This is a genomic window from Longimycelium tulufanense, assembly GCF_014645795.1.
In the GTDB taxonomy this organism is placed as follows: domain Bacteria; phylum Actinomycetota; class Actinomycetes; order Mycobacteriales; family Pseudonocardiaceae; genus Longimycelium; species Longimycelium tulufanense.
On the sequence record NZ_BMMK01000049.1, the window covers coordinates 13,903 to 32,106 of the forward strand.

General features: G+C 68.3%; 15 protein-coding genes. 3 read left to right on the forward strand and 12 right to left on the reverse strand.

Annotation, left to right across the window (positions count from 1 at the left end):
- Positions 1-217: 217 nt before the first annotated feature.
- Positions 218-334: a lasso RiPP family leader peptide-containing protein gene (locus IEY55_RS28810; RefSeq protein WP_189061731.1), complete on the reverse strand. Its 117-nt coding sequence runs from the start codon at positions 332-334 to the stop codon at positions 218-220.
- 1,104 nt (positions 335-1,438) lie between these two features.
- Here IEY55_RS28810 and IEY55_RS28815 point away from each other — a divergent pair.
- Positions 1,439-2,860, forward strand: coding sequence for a DEAD/DEAH box helicase (locus tag IEY55_RS28815; protein ID WP_189061732.1), 1,422 nt, complete (start codon positions 1,439-1,441; stop codon positions 2,858-2,860).
- 321 nt (positions 2,861-3,181) lie between these two features.
- Here IEY55_RS28815 and IEY55_RS28820 read toward each other — a convergent pair whose 3' ends face one another.
- On the reverse strand, positions 3,182-4,552 hold the full coding sequence (locus IEY55_RS28820) for a dihydrolipoyl dehydrogenase family protein (protein WP_189061733.1): 1,371 nt from the start codon (positions 4,550-4,552) through the stop codon (positions 3,182-3,184).
- A gap of 287 nt (positions 4,553-4,839) precedes the next feature.
- On the opposite strand from IEY55_RS28820, the gene IEY55_RS28825 reads away from it, so the two are divergent.
- Positions 4,840-5,646: a transposase gene (locus IEY55_RS28825; protein ID WP_229686856.1), complete on the forward strand. Its 807-nt coding sequence runs from the start codon at positions 4,840-4,842 to the stop codon at positions 5,644-5,646.
- A 37-nt stretch (positions 5,647-5,683) separates the two neighbouring features.
- Here IEY55_RS28825 and IEY55_RS28830 read toward each other — a convergent pair whose 3' ends face one another.
- Together IEY55_RS28830 and IEY55_RS28835 are read right to left on the reverse strand one after the other, a co-directional pair.
- Complete coding sequence (locus tag IEY55_RS28830) at positions 5,684-6,340, reverse strand: maleylpyruvate isomerase N-terminal domain-containing protein (protein ID WP_189061734.1); 657 nt, start codon at positions 6,338-6,340, stop codon at positions 5,684-5,686.
- 530 nt (positions 6,341-6,870) lie between these two features.
- Positions 6,871-7,440 (reverse strand): DUF305 domain-containing protein, encoded by a 570-nt coding sequence (locus IEY55_RS28835; RefSeq protein ID WP_229686857.1) that lies wholly within the window; start codon positions 7,438-7,440, stop codon positions 6,871-6,873.
- 151 nt (positions 7,441-7,591) lie between these two features.
- On the opposite strand from IEY55_RS28835, the gene IEY55_RS28840 reads away from it, so the two are divergent.
- A complete protein-coding gene (locus tag IEY55_RS28840) occupies positions 7,592-8,077 on the forward strand; it encodes a carboxymuconolactone decarboxylase family protein (RefSeq protein WP_189061743.1) in 486 nt (161 codons plus the stop codon).
- A gap of 267 nt (positions 8,078-8,344) precedes the next feature.
- Here IEY55_RS28840 and IEY55_RS28845 read toward each other — a convergent pair whose 3' ends face one another.
- The 8 genes from IEY55_RS28845 to IEY55_RS28880 all read right to left on the reverse strand — a co-directional run bounded on the left by IEY55_RS28845 (position 8,345) and on the right by IEY55_RS28880 (position 18,080).
- Positions 8,345-10,909: an ABC transporter permease gene (locus tag IEY55_RS28845; RefSeq protein ID WP_189061736.1), complete on the reverse strand. Its 2,565-nt coding sequence runs from the start codon at positions 10,907-10,909 to the stop codon at positions 8,345-8,347.
- A 116-nt stretch (positions 10,910-11,025) separates the two neighbouring features.
- Positions 11,026-11,808 carry an ABC transporter ATP-binding protein gene (locus IEY55_RS28850; RefSeq protein ID WP_373290076.1) on the reverse strand — a complete coding sequence of 261 codons (783 nt, stop codon included), beginning with the start codon at positions 11,806-11,808 and terminating at the stop codon, positions 11,026-11,028.
- A gap of 143 nt (positions 11,809-11,951) precedes the next feature.
- Positions 11,952-13,181: a HAMP domain-containing sensor histidine kinase gene (locus IEY55_RS28855; RefSeq protein ID WP_189061737.1), complete on the reverse strand. Its 1,230-nt coding sequence runs from the start codon at positions 13,179-13,181 to the stop codon at positions 11,952-11,954.
- A gap of 38 nt (positions 13,182-13,219) precedes the next feature.
- Positions 13,220-13,906, reverse strand: coding sequence for a two-component system response regulator CseB (gene cseB / locus IEY55_RS28860; protein ID WP_308424795.1), 687 nt, complete (start codon positions 13,904-13,906; stop codon positions 13,220-13,222).
- A gap of 510 nt (positions 13,907-14,416) precedes the next feature.
- Complete coding sequence (locus tag IEY55_RS28865) at positions 14,417-15,619, reverse strand: phthiocerol/phthiodiolone dimycocerosyl transferase family protein (RefSeq protein ID WP_189061739.1); 1,203 nt, start codon at positions 15,617-15,619, stop codon at positions 14,417-14,419.
- A 153-nt stretch (positions 15,620-15,772) separates the two neighbouring features.
- Positions 15,773-16,744, reverse strand: a complete 972-nt coding sequence (locus IEY55_RS28870) for a hypothetical protein (RefSeq protein ID WP_189061740.1) — start codon at positions 16,742-16,744, stop codon at positions 15,773-15,775.
- Between the two features lie 228 nt (positions 16,745-16,972).
- Entirely contained in the window at positions 16,973-17,713 is a 741-nt protein-coding gene (locus IEY55_RS28875; RefSeq protein ID WP_189061741.1) for an alpha/beta fold hydrolase, read from the reverse strand.
- Between the two features lie 154 nt (positions 17,714-17,867).
- Positions 17,868-18,080 (reverse strand): hypothetical protein, encoded by a 213-nt coding sequence (locus IEY55_RS28880; protein WP_189061742.1) that lies wholly within the window; start codon positions 18,078-18,080, stop codon positions 17,868-17,870.
- Positions 18,081-18,204 lie beyond the last annotated feature (124 nt).

Consider the following 18,204-nt stretch of genomic DNA (forward strand, 5'->3'; position numbering starts at 1 on the left):
CCCCCCGCCACCCGGGTCGTTCCCGCATGAGCGGTGACCACCTCATCCGTCGACCAATGCCCCATCAACCAGGGTCGCCCCGAGCTGTGCCGAACGACGTGGGTGGCCTGCGAGCGCAGCAGTTCGGCCGCGGCGGGACCGGCCCCACAGCCAGGAAAAACCGTGAACCATTTCATGCCGCAGCCGAACACCGTGCTCTCCGATCAGTTAATGCGGGTCAGTCGCGCATTCCACTCGGGCCGTCCCAGTTGGCACCCCACCAGCCCTGGGTGTCACACTCGAAGGTGCCCACCTCAACCAGCGCCGGCGACTCGTAGGCAGTCTGCTCCTGCATCGCGCTCACCTCACTTTTCTCCAGAGATTACTGCACATAATTACTTCGCCATTGCGTGGCGACGACGACGAGTTTGCCCGCGCCGGTTATGTCGCGTCAAGCAGACACTTATGGTCACCGGTTATGAATGATCCCGATTGTGATCTCGGCGGCGACTCCCTCGTTCAGCCCGCGACACGGGCTTCCGTGACTTGTGACGGGAGAACCTGGTGTGCTAGAAACGCGCGCCCGCGGGACAATACGGCGCGAGAGCGCGCTGGCGACCGAACCCCGGGGGCACAACGGGATCAGCGTCTGCTGGTGGTCCACGTCAAATGTGTCCAGTGTGGACAGAACGACCGCCCCCGGACTCGGGCCGGGTATGCGTGCTTAGGTCTGTTCGACGAGGCCCTGGGCCCTTCAACAGGCATCACTGATGCGCTTTCGATGGCCGTTCGTGGCGTCCTCGAGACGATCAAGACCAGGCTCAGCCGCGGTGCCATACTCGATCACCCATGCAGGTGATCAGTGCCAGCACGACGTCACCAGGGGCCAGGCGCCCCGTCGTGCCGGAACAGGCTTCCCAAGAGAAAGACACTGACCATGGCCGCGGTTCGTCAGCAGGATCAGAACGAGCTGAGGGGTGGATCGATCGTCCGCGCCGCACTGTCTGTAGGCGCCGATCGCGGCTGAGGCCGTGAAGGTGTTGCGGTTTGCGTTCCATGGCCCTACCGCCACGGTGGAGCATCAGGTGCGGCCTCATCGGCCTGGCAGTGCGAAGTCGCTGAAAAGGTGGTCGCCGGTCGGGTTGCGATGGTCGAGAACTTCTTCGCGCAGGGGTGTCTGACTTCACACGTGGGTTGTGGGTTCTGGCCCCGCTTACGAAATATGGACCAGATCCGAGTGTTGGCCCCGACTGGTGGGCTGTGGTGGGAGCGTCGGGGCTTCGGTGTGAGGGTGGGGTGGCGCACTGCGGCCGGACACGGGTGGGTCAGTTCGGGTAGTATCCAGGATACGGCCTGCTCAGTTCTGCCGTGGGCCGCGTCTTATGTCGGCCACCACGCGCCGCGGTCCGTCATTGGATCTGCGCCGGGCAGGACGACCCTGCTACCTCTCGGAGAATTTATGGCGGTCAGCCGCCCCCTGCACACCTCTTCTGCCCCTGCCACCTCGTCCTTGTCCTTCGTCGAGCTCGGTGTGCCTGTCGCGCTCGCCGAGGCACTCGCTGACCAGGGCATTGACCGGCCCTTCCCGATCCAGGCGGCGACGCTGCCCTCGTCGCTGGCCGGTCTGGACGTGCTCGGTCGTGGGCGCACCGGATCAGGCAAGACCTATGCGTTCGTCCTGCCGGTCCTGGCCCGGCTTGCCGCGAGTACCACCCGGCGCAGGCCGGGCCGCCCGCGCGCGTTGATCCTGGCGCCGACCCGTGAACTCGCCAGCCAGATCGAGGCGGCGATAAGCCCGCTGGGTACGGCGCTGTCGCTGCGCACCCTGACCGTGTTCGGTGGGGTGAGCGCCGGACCGCAGATCTCCGGCCTGCGGGCGGGCGTCGATGTCGTGGTGGCCTGCCCCGGCCGGCTCGCCGACCATCTCGAGTCCGGTCACGTGCGCCTCGACGCCGTCGAGATCACCGTGTTGGACGAGGCCGACCACATGGCCGACCTCGGCTTCCTGCCGGTGGTCGGGCGGCTGCTCGCACAGACTCCGCCGGGCGGTCAGCGGCTGCTGTTCTCGGCGACGCTGGACGCCGGAGTCGACGTGCTGGTGCGGCGGTTCATGACCGACCCGGTCACGCACAGTGTTGATTCCGATCGGTCCCCGGTCGCGGCGATGCGGCATCACGTGCTGCACGTCCGACCCGACCAGCGGCTCCCGGTCTTGGTCGATCTCGCGTCGGTGCCGGGGCGCACGCTGGTGTTCACCCGGACCAAGCACCGGGCCAAGACGCTGACCCGCCAACTCGTCGCTTCCGGCGTCTGCGCCGTGGAGCTGCACGGCAACCTCGGTCAGACCGCCCGGACCCGCAACCTCAACGCCTTCGCCACCGGCACCGCGACGGTCCTGGTGGCCACCGACATCGCCGCACGCGGGATCCATGTCGACGACGTCACGCTGGTCGTCCACGCCGACCCACCCGTCGAACACAAGGCCTACCTACACCGCTCGGGCCGGACCGCCAGGGCGGGGGCACGTGGCACCGTGGTCACGCTGATGACCGACGATCAGCGCGCCGATGTGCGTGACCTGACCCGCAGGGCCGGCATCACCCCCACGACGACGAAACTCGGCGCCGGGCATCCGCTGCTGGCCGAACTCGCTCCCGGTGAACGCACCTTCACCCCGCCGCCCACCACGCAACCTCGGTCCACCCGGCCACGCCGGGGCCGTGGCGACAGGGCGCGTGTTTCCACCCAGACCGAACCGAAGCCCAAGGCCAAGTCGGGATCGCGTCGTGGCGGGTCCACCGCCACCCAGACACCGAACCACCAATCCGGTGTCGCGGCCTTCTCCGCCGCCACACGCTCCGGCCGCCGCCGCACCCGCTGATCCCCGACCCCTCGCCGGACTCGCGCACGTGACTTGTCGCCAGCCCGAACGTGCCTCGACCTGCCAGTGACGCGGCACAGCCGAACATCTGACGTTTGATCATCTTAGGATGATCAAACGTAACGATGCCGCTCTCAGTAGTGTCACGCCCGACCGCCTTCAAGGCGGTGTGATGGCCGCCGGGGCGGTTGGCACCCAGGTAGCGGCCCACCGCGTCTGGGGGCTGGCCGACTTGTTGGAGTCGTTCTCCGAGCGATTTCCAGGGGAACAGTGTCTCTATAACGTCGAAGGCGATGACCAGGGGATGTCTGGGCACGACGATCAGATCTCGTCACGGGGATGGGCCGGCCGTGCGGTGCGTCCCCCGTAGGCACCGAAGAACTGTGCGGTTGCCTGCTGGATGGCGAGCGACCAGGTGGGATAGGCGTGCACGGTCTGCGCGAGCCGTCCGGTGAACATCCTGGTGCGCATGGCCAAGGCCGGTTCGTGGACGAGCTCACCCGCACGATCGGCCATGATCGTTGCACCCAGTACCCGTCCGCCCCCCAGGTTGCGCAGCAGTGGGCGTGGCCCGGCGAGAAGCTTGACGAACCCTGTCGTGCGGTCGGCGGTGATCGCCCGGTCCACCTCGGACAGCGGCAGGAACGCCACCCGAGCCCGATCGTCGGCGACGTCGGACTCAACCACGCCTACGCTGGCGATCTCCGGTGCGGTGAACACCACTTGGGGAATCGCCGTGGCGTCGAAGGATGGCGGTCGACGCCGGCGCAGCGCAGCGCGTACCGCAACCCTGCCCATCCCGTAGGCCGCGTGGGTGTGTGGGAACAGGCCAGTGACATCCCCGGCCGCAGAGATCTGGTCGGCCGTGGTGCGCATGTGCCTGTCCACAACGACGAAGCCGCGTTCGTCGGTCTTTACCCCAACGGCGTCCAGCCCCAGGCCGCCCGTACACGGACTCCGTCCGACCGCGACGAGCAGCCGCTGCGCCGAAACGACCTTCCCGGAGTCGATGTGCAGCACCACTTGGCCATCCCGCGCCTGGACCGTATGAGCCCGCGCTGCGGCGTGCACGGCGACGCCCTCAGCGTCGAAGATCTCGGCAAGCAGTGCGGAGGCTTCCGGCTCGACGCCTGGCAGCAACCGGTCCATGGCCTCCACAATGGACACCGCGACGCCGATTCGGGCGAACGCCTGCGCCAACTCGCAGCCCACCGCGCCACCACCGAGGATGGCCAGTGACTCCGGTGGTTCCGTCAGGTCGAAGACGGTCTCGGTGGTCAGGTAGGGGGTGGCGGCGAGTCCGTCGAGGGGTGGCACGACCGGAGTGGCACCGGTGGCGATCACGATCCGTCGACCACGAACCCGACGGCCATCGACGTCGATGGTGTCGCGGCTGACGATGCGGGCGCGCCCCCGCATCACGTTGATACCGCGTCTGCGGAGGACGGACTCATCCTCGGTGGCTGCGATCCGAGCGACCGTTGCCCGCACCCGCGACATCGCCTCGGCGAACGACGCCCCCGCCGCTGCGGCCTCGATCAGCGTCTTCGATGGCACGCATCCGGTGAAGGTGCAGTCGCCGCCAAGCTCGCCCTCGCTCACCAGCAGAACCGATGCTCCCGCGTCGACTCCGGCCTGCGCGGCGGCCAGCCCGGCGGCACCGCCCCCGAGGACGAGGAGATCGTAGTCCACACCGGGGAGCTAACCAGACGTGGGCGTTGCGGGCACGCGAGGCTGTCACCCACCTGACAGTGTGACATCGCCTGAGCGGCGTCTAGCTTGGCTTTGTCGGGGATCTTGGGGATCGCAGGCGCGCCGCGAAAAGTGACCGGTAGGTAACCGACAAGCTACCGAGGACTGGGGAAGTCGATCATTCCCCCGAGGTGGTCAGGTGTCGGCTCGTCCCCGGATTGCAGTGGAAGCCCCGAACTCACCGCGCGGATGGCTCGTGCCAGCAATCCACGTGGTACGACGGCGATGTGGGTGCGGGAGACCGGCTGGACGGGCTGTGGTGCGACGAGGACTTCGTCGACTGGTACCCGCGCGACGGGCGCCCGGGCCTCTCGCCCGCCCAGCTGGCCACCATCTGTGTGCTGCAGTTCCTGCTCGACCTGTCGGACCGGCAGGCCGCCGAGGCGGTCCGCTGCCGCATCGACTTCAAATACGCCCTGGCCATGGAGCTGGACGATCCCGGTTTGCACCACAGCGTGCTGGCCGACTTCCGCATCGAATTCGACCGCCGACAGGTGACCTGCCCCCAGGGCCAGGTCAGCAAGGGCTGGCACGGGCCCCTACCCGACCTCCTCGCCCACCGCAGCCCCGCTGATCGTGGCGCGGTTCACCAAGGGCCAATGCCAGCCCCGCCCGGTCCGCCCCCAGTGCACCACCCCCGCGAAAGCGCCCGGAACGCGGGCTTTCCCCCGCAAGAACTCCGCGACCTGCAAGTCCGCGTCCGCACCGAGCAGCAGACGTCGGACTGGCAGGCCCGCTACGCGGTGCGCTCCGGAGTGAAGGGCACCGTCAACGAGTTCGCCCATGGACACGGCATGCGCCGCTGCCGCTACCGGGGACAGCCCGGAGGCCCACCTGCAGCACGTGTTCACGGCCATCGCCGTGAACATCGAGCGCCTCAGCGGTCTGCCATCGGCCGACGAAGCACCCCCGTCCCGGCCACCGACCGCATTCCAGAACTACTTGGACCAGCGCGAAATCTCTCGCCTGAAGTCCTGGCGCGCCGTCAGCGGCTGACCTCGAGAGCTTCAAGATCTCCGACAGAGTCAAGCTAAGGGGCGCTCGTAGCTGGTGTTGTGATTGGTGGGACGGTCATCCGAGGACGAGTGGGAGTTTCGTGGCCAGCTCGCCAAGGTCGGTGTTCTCCGCGTCGGTCGGGGCACGGCGTCCGGTGCCCACCAGCAGTGTGTCCTTGTCGGAGAACGACACGGGGAACGTGGCTCCGGCGATCTTCTCCAGCATCTCGCGTGACCGGGCGAGCCCTTCCGTGGGCGGCTCGGCGGCGTCCGGCAGGTGCGCGACCAGGTCGAGGTGGTGCAGCGTCCACTCCAGGACGTACGCGGACAGGTAGTCGCCCGCGGTGAGGACCTCTCCGCGCGTGCTGACCCGCAGGCCCGGGTCGGCGAGTTCGGCGGCGCGGCCGGCGGCGGAGCCGACGTCGTCGAGGTGGAACTTGAGCAGCCGCGGCTGTTCGTAGGCGGCGGCCAGCCGGACGATCAGCGCGTCGAGCGGGTCGTCACCGGTGGGCGGCGTTGCGGCGACGTCCCAGTAGGTCACCGCGTCCCGGGTCGGTTCCGTTTCGGCGGGCGTCACGAGGGTGATCAGGACGTCCTGAGCGTCGATGACCAGGTGGCACACCAGGTCCCGCACGAGCCAGCCGGTACAGCCGGACGGCTGCGCGAAGTCCTCGTCCGAAAGTTCGGCGACCGCCGTGCGCAACGCCGTCCACGAGCGTGAGAAGAGATCCACGACCGCAAGCTAGCAGCGCCCGTCCGCTGCGGCGATCGATTTCGCCGCCCCCGTGAGTTCCCCATTCAGAGGCGGAGGGGAGGTGGGTGAGGAGGCGTTGGGTGGGGTGGCGCAGGAGAGGCCGCAGACTCGGTGGTCGCCGAATGCGGTAGCCGACGATGGGGGAAGGTGGGGTGAGTGTGGTGGTAAGCCGAGGAGGTGGATGTGGCGCAGATGAGCGATCCCGGAGACGGCGTCGGCGAGTGTACGGGCCGCTCGGTGGTCATCTCGCAGGATCTTCCTGCATGTCGTCCGGGCCAGAGTGTGTTCGACCCGAGCACGGACCGTGCGGTGGATGGGGTTGAGGTCCTCCTTGCGCTCCGGCAGTTCGGGGCCATCACCGGGTGTGCGGGACGGCGTGATCACCTTGAGGCCCGCTGCGCCGGACTGCCGGGACGGCTGCCATCTCGTCCCAACGTGGCGGAAAACTCTTGGGGCGTGGCCGAAGCCGGCCTTGATTGGTGCCGGCCCGTGTCCCCGGGGGTGGCGTGTTAGTGGGGTGGGGGCAGGGGTTCGGCGCCTCTCTCGGTGAGCATCGCAGTCATCGCCTCCACTTCCGCGGTCTGTGCGGTGAGCATCTGGCCGGCGAGGTTGCGGACTTCGCCGATGGCGGCGCGATCCTGGGCCGCTCGCATCATGGGTTCCCCACCCTGGTGGTGTCGGATCATCAGTTGCAAGAAGTAGATGTCGAGATCGCGTCCGGACAGTGAGCGCATCCGGTTTAGTTCCTCGGTGGTGGCCATGCCGGGCATCGAGCGACTAGGGTGGGCTGGGTCGGAGGGCGCGTGCGGAGTCTGCGGTTTCATCCAGGTCATGTGGCCCGTGGTGGGGAGTGCGGCCTGGGACCACAGGCGCAGCCATGCCTGCACCCGGCCGATCTGCTCGGTCTGGCCGTGCTCGATGTCGAAGGTCAGTTCCCGCAGCGGGCGGTCGGTGCTGTGGTCGCGGACCCAGTTGGCCGTGGTCACCGCCTGTTGGTGGTGCACGGTCATGTCCTGGGCAAACCCGATGTCCACGTGGTTCGGGGCCTGGGCACCGGTTCCGCCCGTGCCAGCGAGCACAAGACTCCCGGCAGCTCCCAGCAGCACGGCGGCAACCAACGCACCGCCGGCGACCACCTGTGGCGCGCGTCACGTCACCACGCTGTCACAGGGATCGGATCACCGGCATCTGGTGTTCGTTCAGTGCAACACCATGAGTGAGGAGGACGTCATGGAAGCCCGATTCAACATGTTCGGTAACGACCTTGCCGCCACGTTCTTCACGCGGTTCGCCAACGCCGCCCTGGTGATCCACCAGTCGCCGCTGCCAAAGTCCACGCAGGAACTGGTGTCGCTGCGCGCCAGCCAGATCAACGGCTGCGGTTGGTGCATCGACATGCACACCAAGGAGGCCGCAGCCGCCGGCGAAACCGCGGTCCGGCTCAACCTGGTCGCCGCCTGGCGCGAGTCCACCGTGTTCACCGAGGCCGAGCAGGCCGCGCTGGCACTCGCCGAAGAGGGCACCCGGCTCGCCGACGCCCACCACGGCGTGTCCGACCAGACCTGGGCCCAGGTACGCAAGCACTACGACGACGACCAGATCGCCGCGCTGGTCTCCCTGGTCGCCCTGATCAACGCGGCCAACCGGCTCGCCGTGATCGTGCACCAGCAGGGGGGTTCCTACCAGCCAGGCATGTTCGCCAGCTGGTCGAGCTGAGCGCCAGGCGCATCCCGGCCCAGCCCAGGATCATTTCGCCCCGGGCCAGGCCCCCGCAGGCCCGGGTACGGCGACAGCGACCCGGAACACATGGCCGAAACCAGCGACCTAGCTAATCAGCGCTCGCACTGGGCGGGTGGGATGTAGACGGCGGGTCCCGGCACGGCGATGCCGGAACCCGCCTCTGTTTTGCTGGGCCTCACCGTCGTTCGTTGGAGAGATCGACAGTGAGGTCCCGATGGTGGCGCGCCGGCCGGGGGCCGTGCGTCACGTCTCCGCGACGGCTTCCAGCGGGCTCAGGGCGGCTGCCCGGCGGGCCGGGACGGCGGCCGCGACCACGCCGATCGTGAGGGACACCAGGCACACGAGGAGCAGCGTCCCCCAGGGCAGCGCCAGGGAGTATTGCGGTAGTGCGCCGTTGGCCAGCGCGCCGACCGTCCAGGCCCCGAACAGCCCGCCTGCCAGACCCAGCAGTGTGCCGAAGGCGGCGACAGTCACCGACTCCAGGCGGATCATCCGCCGAATACCGGTGCGGTCCATGCCGATGGCGCGCAGTACGCCGATCTCGCGGGTGCGTTCCGAGACCGACATCGCCAGCGTGTTCACGATGCCGAGCGCGGCGATCACGACGCCGATGGCGAGCAGCCCGTACATCAGGGTCAGCAGGGTGCTCATGGTGCCGGCGGCCTCGTGGACGAGTTCCTCCCGGTCCTGCACCTGCAGCAGCGGGCTGTTGCCCACGGCGGTGCGCAGTCGGTCCTCGGTGGTCTTCGAGACCGCGCTGCTGTCGGTGCGGACGAGGATCCGTTGGACGGAGCCGGGCTTGAAACTGTTCTGCTGCACCTCGGTACGGGCGCCCAGCGCGTCGTGGGCGATGGGGTTGTCCTTGTAGACGCCGACGACGGTGTACTGCTTGAAGTCCTGGTTGCGACCCATGCGGGCGTTAAGCTGGCCGCCCGCGCTCAAGCCGTGTTCCCGGGCGAGGGTGCTGGAGACGGCGATCCGGCCCGGTCCGAGGTCGGTCAGGGAGCCGCTGACGAAGTCGAGCTTCATGGCCGCGTTCACGGTGTCGGGGTCGATGCCGGAGATCTGCCGGACATGGCCGCCGGTGAGCAGGACGGAGTCCGCGACGGCGGTCGCGGTCCGCACTCCGGAGGTGTCGGCCACCCGCGGTAGGGCAGCCGGGTCGATGCCGCTGGTGATGTCGCGGGTGCTGATCACGTAGTCGGCGCCGAGGCCGGCCGCGGCCTGGCGGTCGAGAGCCTGCCCGGTGGAGTTCCCGATGACGGCGAGCCCGGCGACCAGCGCCGTGCTGATCATCAGTGCGGAAGCGGTGGCCGCGGTGCGCCGCGGGTCACGCAGCGCGTTCTCCCGGGCGAGATGGCCGGTGATCCCGAAGCGGTCGGTCAGTCGTCCGGTCAGCCGGATCACGGGGGTGGCGAGAAGCGGCGCCAGCATGATCATGGCGACGACGAGGGCGGCGCAGCCGAGCATCGCGCTCTGCAGGTTCGCCACCGAGGCGTCCTTCGCCCCCGTGAGCGACACCAGCAGACCGGCGCCGAGGACGGCAAGGCCCAGCCCCATCGTGGCACGGATCCGGGATCGGGTGGCGGAGGGCGGTTGCTCGGCCGAGCGCATCGCCTCGATGGGCGCGACCTTCGCCGCCCTGCGGGAGGGCAGCCACGCGGCCAGCACGGTGACACCCACGCCCACGCCGAGCGCCGCCACGACAGAGCGAGGGCCGATCACCAGCGGCCCATCGGGCAGCGTGTCCCCACCGGTGCTCAAGACGTCAGGTAGTACGGAGGCGATGCCGAGGCCGAGCAGGAAACCGGCGGCCGATGCGGCGACGCCCAGCAGCAGGGCCTCCAGGAGGACGGAGTGGACCATCTGGCGGCGCGAGGCGCCGATCGCCCGCAGCAGAGCGATCTCGCGGGTGCGCCGAGTCACGAGCATGGTGAAGGTGTTGACGATGAGGAACGAGCCGATGAAGAGCGAGACCCCGGCGAAGACCAGGGGCAGCTTGGTGTAGCCCCGGGTCAAGGTGTCGACGTAGGTGGCCTGCTGGGCGGCCTGGGCGGCGCCGCTGGTGGCCTCGGCCCGACCGGTGGGGAGTTGGGCGGTGACCCGGTCGGCGAGCTGGCCCTGGTCGGTGCCGGAAGCGGCGGACAGATCGATGCTGGTGTAGTGCCCGGGAGACGCGAACAGCCGCTGGGCGGTCGCCTTGTCGAACAGGGCGAGGGTGCCGCCGGCGGTCACCCGGGTGTCCTTGGTGGTGACGATGCCCACGAGCCGCTTCGTCATGACCGGGCCGTCGGTGGCCAGCGTGACCCTGTCACCGAGGCTGAACCGGCCGGCCGCGGCGGTGCCGCTGTCCACGGCGAGTTCATCGCTGTTCTGTGGGGCGTGGCCCTCGATCAGCGGGTAGCGGCTGTCCTTGCCGTCCTTGCCCGGTACGTAGGCGGCGGCCAGGTTCGCCCACGCCTTACCGGCCCGAAGCGGAGTGCCATCTGCTGCGTTCAGGGTGGCCGAGCCGTCGGCCGACGGGCGCACGGCGGCGACACCGGGTAGGTCGGCCAGTTTCCTCGCCAGTGCGTCGTCGAGCACGGTGGTGTGTTGGTCCGCGAAGGCCCCCGGTGGGGAGTCCTTCGGAGTCACGGTGACCGCGATGTCCGCGAAGTTCTTCGACGCGGCGGCGCGGTAGGCCGCGGTGGAGGAGTCCGCGAAGACAAGGGTGCCGGAGACGAACGCGACACCCAGGCAGACCGCGAGGACGGTCATGGCCAGACGGGCCTTGTGCGCGAGGACGTTGCGCAGGGCTGTTCTCAGCATGGGGAGCTTTCGGTGACGTGGGGGTACAGGGATGTGCGACGCAGGTGCGTGGGGCCTGGGATGCCGGCTCGACGGATGCGCGCGGGTGGCTGGTTCGGTGCCGACGTGCGGGCGGGTCAGCTCGTACGTGAGCGGGCGTCGAAAGCCTTCATCCGGTCCAGGACCCGGTCCGGGGTGGGATGTGCCATCTCGTCGACCAAGCGGCCGTCGGCGAGGAAGACCACGCGGTCGGCGTAGCCGGCGGCGACGGGGTCGTGGGTGACCACGACCACGGTCTGGCCCAGCTCGCGCACCGAGTCGCGCAGGAAGCCGAGGACCTCGGCCCCGGCGCGGGAGTCGAGGTTGCCGGTGGGCTCGTCGCCGAAGATGATCGCGGGGCGGGAGACCAGGGCCCGGGCCACCGCGACGCGCTGCTGCTGCCCGCCGGACAGCTGTCCGGGCCGGTGGTCAAGGCGCTCGGAGAGGCCGACCATGGTGACCACGCGGTCCAGCCACTGCCGATCCGGCCGGCGACCGGCGATGGTCAGCGGCAACGTGATGTTCTCCAGCGCGGTCAGCGTCGGCATCAGGTTGAACGCCTGGAAGATGAAGCCGATCCGGTCGCGGCGCAACTGGGTGAGCTGCCGGTCGTTGAGCGTGCCCAGTTCGGTGGTGCCGATGCGGACGGAGCCGGAGTTGAACGAGTCGAGCCCGGCGGCGCAGTGCATCAGAGTGGACTTGCCGCTGCCGGAGGGGCCCATGATCGCGGTGAATTCGCCCTCCCGGAAGGCGATGCTGACACGGTCCAGGGCGACGACACTGGTGTCGCCGCTGCCGTAGACCTTCGACAGGTCGGTGGTGGCGGCCGCGATCCCGATCGTCGGGTGCGGCGTGAGCGTGTCAAGGGATTCGGCGGTCACGGGGACTCCTCTTCGGGTGCCATCGGGTGCACGTCGAAGGGTGTCCGGGGAACGTATCGGAGCCTGGGCCGCCGTGTATCGGTGTCCGCGCCGCCTTGTAGCAGTTCTGGTCGCTTCGTAGCAGTTCTGTGGGGGCCGGGCGGTCAGTTCGGCAGGCGCAGGGTGGCGATGGCGCCGCCGTCCGGGGCGTTGTCCAGGCGCAACTCGGCGCCGAGGAGCCGGGCCTGGCCCAGGGCGATGGTCAGGCCCAGGCCGTGGCCCAAGCCGCGCTCTCTCGCGCCCGTGTGGAAGCGGCGCGGGCCGTCGAGCAGCAGATCCCGGGGGAAGCCGGGGCCGTGGTCACGCACGACGACCGTACGGCCCTCGACGGTGACCTGCACCGGGGTGCCCCCGTGCCGGTGGGCGTTGACGACGAGGTTGCTGACGATCCGTTCGAGGCGGCGCGGGTCGGTCTCCACCGTCTGCGTGGTCTCTGCGCGCTGTGCGTTGGCGACGGTGACCTCAGTGTCGAGGCCGGTGCGCGCCACGGCCTCGGAGACGACCGCGCCGAGCGGGACATGGGCGCGGACCGGCTGTTCGGCGCCGGCGTCCAGCCGGGAGATCTCCAGCAGGTCCTCGACCAGGCCGCGCAGATCGCGCACCCGGGCCCGGAGCAGATCCTCCGTCTCACCGGGCGGCAGCAGGTCGGCGGCGGCCAGCAGACCGCCGACGGGGGTGCGCAGCTCGTGGGCCACGTCCGCGGTGAACTGGCGCTCGCTGCGCAGCCGTCGGCCCAGACTGTCGGCCATGAGGTCGACGGTGGCGGCGATGTCGGCCACCTCGTCGCGGCCCTTGGTGTGCCCGGTTCGGGCATCCAGGTCCCCGGCACAGATCCGGCCCGCGGTCTCAGAGACCTGCCGTAGCCGGCGGCCGAGCAGCCCGGCCCCGTAGACCGCCAGGGGCGTGGCCGCCGCGAGTGCGACCAGCGAGGCCACCGCCATGCTCACGTCGAGCCGGTGCAGCCCGTAGAGCTCCGGGCTCATGTTGACCTGAACGGCCAGCACCCGGCTGCCCGGACCGTCGACCCACTGGGCGGCCCAGACGCTCGGTCCCAGATTCCCGTCGACGCGCCCGTCGTAGGCCGTATGCCGGTCGCCGTCGGCCGGGTGCCGCAGTGCGGCGGGCAGCTCGGCCGGATCGAGCTCGGCACCGTCCGTGAGAGTTCCGGTGCGCCGGTAAGCGTTCATGGCCGAATACAGACTGTTGAAGGCCTGTGCTTCGGCCCGGCTCCGGATGTCCTGCGCGGTCCACACGTGCACCAGCAGGCCCACCGCCGCCGCGACCAGGCAAGCCGTGGACGCGGCCAGCGCGGCGATCTTCCAGCGCAGGGGCACGCGGGCCAACCGCGGCCGATGGACCGGGCGCACCGGCCTCAGCGCCTGAGCTTGTAGCCGAAGCCGCGGACCGTCTCGATCCGATCCCGGCCCAGCTTCCTGCGCAGCCGCTGCACACACAGGTCCACGACCCGGCTGTCGCCGTCCCAGCCGTACTCCCACACGTTCCGCAGCAGGGTGTGCCGCTCCAGCACGATGCCCGGGTGGGCGGCGAACTCCAGCAGCAGCTTAAGTTCGGTCGGGGTCAGTGCCACCGGGCTTCCGGAGACGAACACCTCCATGCCGCCGGTGTCGATGGCCAGATCCCCGAAGACCAACAACTCCCCCTCGGACGGTGGTGGCTTGTCGCCCGTGGCCCGCCCGGGCCCTGGGGCGGGCGCGTAGGTCGCCCGCCGCAGCAGCGAACGGATGCGTGCCACGAGCACATAGGTGTCCACGGGCTTGACCACGTAGTCGTCCGCCCCGGCTTCCAGACCGGCGACGACATCGAGCCCGTCGCCGCGGGCGGACATCATCAAAACCGGCACCAAGCTGGTCTCCCGGACCCTGCGGCACAGACCGATCCCGTCCAGACCGGGCAGCATCACATCCAGAATCAGCAGGTCGAAGCCTTCGTCGCGGAAGAGCTCCAGCCCCGTCAGCCCGTCGGCCGTGGCCTTCAGCTGGTAGCCGTAGCGCTCGAGGGCGACGGTGAAGGACCGGCGCATCAGGTCATCGTCCTCCACCAGCAGCACGCGAACAGGTCGCGGAGAGGCCGGAGCCGGGGCGGACGAGGACACGGACAGATCACTCCTGTTCGGATGGTCGTGAGGCACAGGTCCCGGGTGCACTCACGCGCAGACGGCGACCTGAAAGGAACGATACGGCAGACATCGGGCGGGCAACCGCGCCGCACAGCGGACACGCGTCACACCCCTCACAGCACCTTCCATCCGCGAATACCCAGGTCAGATTGGGCGGCACGGCTCGGGCAGCCGCCGAGTCCACGGCACTCCAGCTCCCTGTGCCCCCTTACAGTGGCCCAGCGCACTGAGCCCAGCGCACGGATTCGATGGACAACCAAGCTGCTCCCTGACACCACGGGATACCGTTGTCGCCGTCACAGGGCACCGAACGACGGACCCTTCGAACAGGCTCGACGAGCCGCCGGTCAGCGGTTGCACCGCCAAGATCCTTTGAAGCAACGCGGCCCCAGGACGGTCCGGGCGAGGTTGTACCCAACCAACACCGAGGCATTATCCGGTTGTTGACGCCATGGCATCCGCGAGCCCGTCCGGACTGACGGAGGTCAGGTTGGCCTCGATGTCATTGGCCAGCTGTGTCATTTGGTCGTCGGTGAAGTAGGCGTGGTTGTAGACCAGGTCACCGCTAAGCCGACCATCCATGGTCCGCACGAAGATGGCCGGGAGCGGGCCCCTCGGCAGGGCGAAGTTACGGACCGAGGTGATGTGCACCGCGCTGGGAGTCACCGGTTTCGGTACCACGCCCAAGTTGGACACCAGGACTGTCGCCACGTTGGTTCGTTTGAACATGAAGAACAGTGGCCAGGATCGCGGCAGTAGCACCATCTTCAGGATCTCGTCGGACTCTATGGCGTGGTTGAGTTCACCTGCGATCATGCGTCCCACTGTGAGCGGGTCATCCTGCTCGGTCACGGCCCCTCCGACCGTAATCATGGAAACGCATTGGGTAAGGGTGTTGGCGGCCAGAGGTGGCGTGAGCCGTGGCCGGAGGTCAATCGGCACGAGCTCGGCCAGGTGAAGCCGCCCGGTCGAGGGTGTCAGGTGTTTGCGGAATGCGACCAGGATCGCCCCACTGAGCATCGCGTGGACGGAGAACCCGCTGGCGCGAGCGGTGGCGACGAGCGAGGTGGTCTGGTCCCGGTCGAGTGGGATAGGGATCAACCCGAAGGTGGGAGTCTGGTTGAGGTCCGGGGCAGCGGCGGTGGGCAGTGCCGCCGGCTCGACCCGAGCGAGGCGGTCCTCGAAGTCCGCAGTGAACGTGGCCAGGTCCTGCGCACTGAATCGTCCCGCCAGTCGTGTCTCAGTAGGATTTCCCAGGTCGTTGCTGCGCCTGGGCCGGAGGTCGCCACCGGAGGCCAACGTGGTGTAGTGATCCCACAGCTCCTCGAGCATGGCCTGTTTGGAACGCCCATCGGTGACAGCGTGATCAATTGCCAGTAACAGGGTGCCGCCTGGTCCCTGCACATGACCGTTGATGCGATTGTCCAGACTGAGCACGGCCCGGAACACCGACCGTTCCGCCCGCCAGGGTTCATTTGCCAGTGTCAGGAACGGATCGGTGTCGTTGTGGCGTACCACCAGTTCCGGTGTGAAATCATCGATCACACGCACCAGGTAGCGGCGCCTGTCGCGCACGATACGAGTCCGTAGCAACGCATGCTTACTTGTCAACATCGTGAGCGCACGTTCCAGCAACCGTGGGTCTACGACCCCCCGGAAATGGGAACCCACCACTGTTGGCCCAGCACCGGACACCTCGTTGGGGGATAAACGGCGTTGGGCTGCCGTGACCGACATCGCTTACTCCTTCCGCTCGAAAGAGCGCGTTGAACCACAACCCAGGCGGGTTCAGCCGACTCGGCGGGTTCCGGCGGCTGGGGTGACGGTCAGGAAGCGCGGCGGGCGGCGTGCCACGCCCGCCAACTTGGCCATGACCACGGCCCGGACCCTGGGCACGGTTGCGGTGGGCACGAGCACGACCGCGCACCGCCCGACCGCCCGTCCACCCAGCGCCCCGGCCTCCGACGCCGCGTCCAGCGCCAGCTCCATCACGTCCACACCTGGTACATGGGCCTCCGTGAGCAGCGCCCCCAGCACGGTCATGTCCCCGGCCCGCACTGCATGAGCGGCCCGCTCCATCACCTCCTCATGCACTCGACCCCCCGAGGGAACGGTCTGGGAAAGCCCCAGCTCCATGAGGAGAAGGCGATGCCCCGTCGCAGCAAGATCACAGGGAATGTGCTCCACTCCCCCGCCACCGACCAGCAACGCATGCCGCTCCCGGGCACACAGCACCACCACATACGTCAGGTCAGACGCCAACGGCCAATCTCCCTCATCATCCGTGGGAGGCGGTGACACGGTGGTGTGCGCGTCGTACAGACCCTGCACGGCGAGAGAGGTCGCGCAGAAGGTCTCCACTCCTGTCAGCAGGTCCATCTCGGCGGGGAGTTCTTGTTGGGTCAGTAGTCGGATGCCTCGGGGGAGGGCGCGGTTGGCCAGCGCATGGGCGCTGTGTTCGGCCCACGGTGGGACCGTGGTTTCGCCGAGCATGATCGGGTCAATAGTGAAGCGGTCGGTGTAGTGGTTCCGGGAGTAGAACTCCGCCTGGCCGCGCGGGTGCTCGCTGACGGCGACGAGAACCCCCCACGGCAGCGCTACCGCGAGCGCACGTTCCGGGCTCCTCAGCAGGACAAGGGCGGTGGGAGCACGGCACACCACGGAGGGAAGGGTGGCATAGGCATGTTCGAAGATCCGTGCGGTGAACCGTACCCCGTTAACCGCGGACTGCAGATCCACCACGCTCTGCTCAACGACCACGAGCGTCCTCCCTACTTGCGTCTTAACCCTCGATGGTGCTGCTTACCCCCATTTTCTTGCCTCCTCGCCGGTGGCCCAACGCAGAACGTATGGAAGGCTCCTGCAGCAACTAGAAGCCCGGCGAGTGTTTCACCCGGCCGGATTGATCGCCGCCAGAGCAGCTCGGCGACCATGGCCACAACAAGGTTCGCATACTGGGTTACTGGCAACACCCAAAGAGAATGACGCTCATGAAACGACTGGTACTGCGTTTCCTGTGTGCTGAGCAAGCCAGGGGAGCATCACATCGAGAAGCTCCCGGGCGCTGTCGCGCAGGATGAAGTGAGCGCATCCCGCCATGACGTGCAATGTGCAGTCCGGCACGTGCTGCACCAGCAGTTCCCTCGCCTCGATGACGTCGGAGTGCTCGCCGTACACCGCAAGAACCGGACAGGCCACCGCCGCCAGTTGGGCGGGCCGGATCAGCTTTATGGTAGCCAGATCGTCCAGAAGGCTGGTGCCGTTGATAAGGGCGTCGAGACCAGCCATCCACGCGCGCATCCACCGCCTACAGCGTTGGTTGGCGATTCGTCCGTACTCCAGCCCCAGCGCGGTGAGGCTGAGGGCGTTCAGTACCTTCTCGGTCCACTCCGTGGTCGACTCGCCAGCACACTCGCCCGGACCGTATGCGTCGATCAGCACCATTCCCGCGATACGCTCGGGGCGTCTCAGCGCGGCGTTCAGTGCAATTACACCGCTGAAACTGTAGGCCACCAGGTACACAGGGTGGCTATGGCCGAGCGCGTCCAAGATGGCAAAGAGATCGGCGACGGAGTCGGCTGTTGTGTAACCGGTGCGGGTACGTTCCGACCGGCCGTGGCCACGCATGTCATACAGCACGGTGCGCGCACCCGCGACGGTGACCGGCATGGCGACCGAGTAGTAGAAGGTGGACAGATTCCCGCAGAGCCCGTGCACGAACACCACCACCGGTGGCCCCTTTGCAGGGAACGCTCCCGCATGATTGGGTGCCGCACAGGGGCGGTCTTGTAGGTGCGCCCCCGGGGGATCGAGTGTTTGGATGTGAAACCGGATTCCGCGTACGGTCACTTCGGCCATGGTCGTCTCCGATAGCCCACCCCGCTCATGCACGGGCGGTGGTGTCCGAGCCGGTCTTATCACCAGGGGGGAAGCCGTGCGTGGCCGGCGCGACGTACGCGGAACCACCTTCGGCCTGGCGTAGGCAGGACTCGATGTGCGATACCAGCTCACCAACTGTCACGGTCCTGAGCTGGTCCATGCCCAGGCCGGCGAAGAACTCGACGAAGTCGACGTGGTCACCATAACGGCGCTGCACCCGCTCTGCGAGCGCGATGAACTCGATGCTCTGCAGTCCCAGGTCCTCGATGAAGGTGGTCTTAGAGCGTGTCTCACTTGGTGAGTCTCTTGTAGCAGGTGAGGGCGGCGGCCAAGGTCAGAAA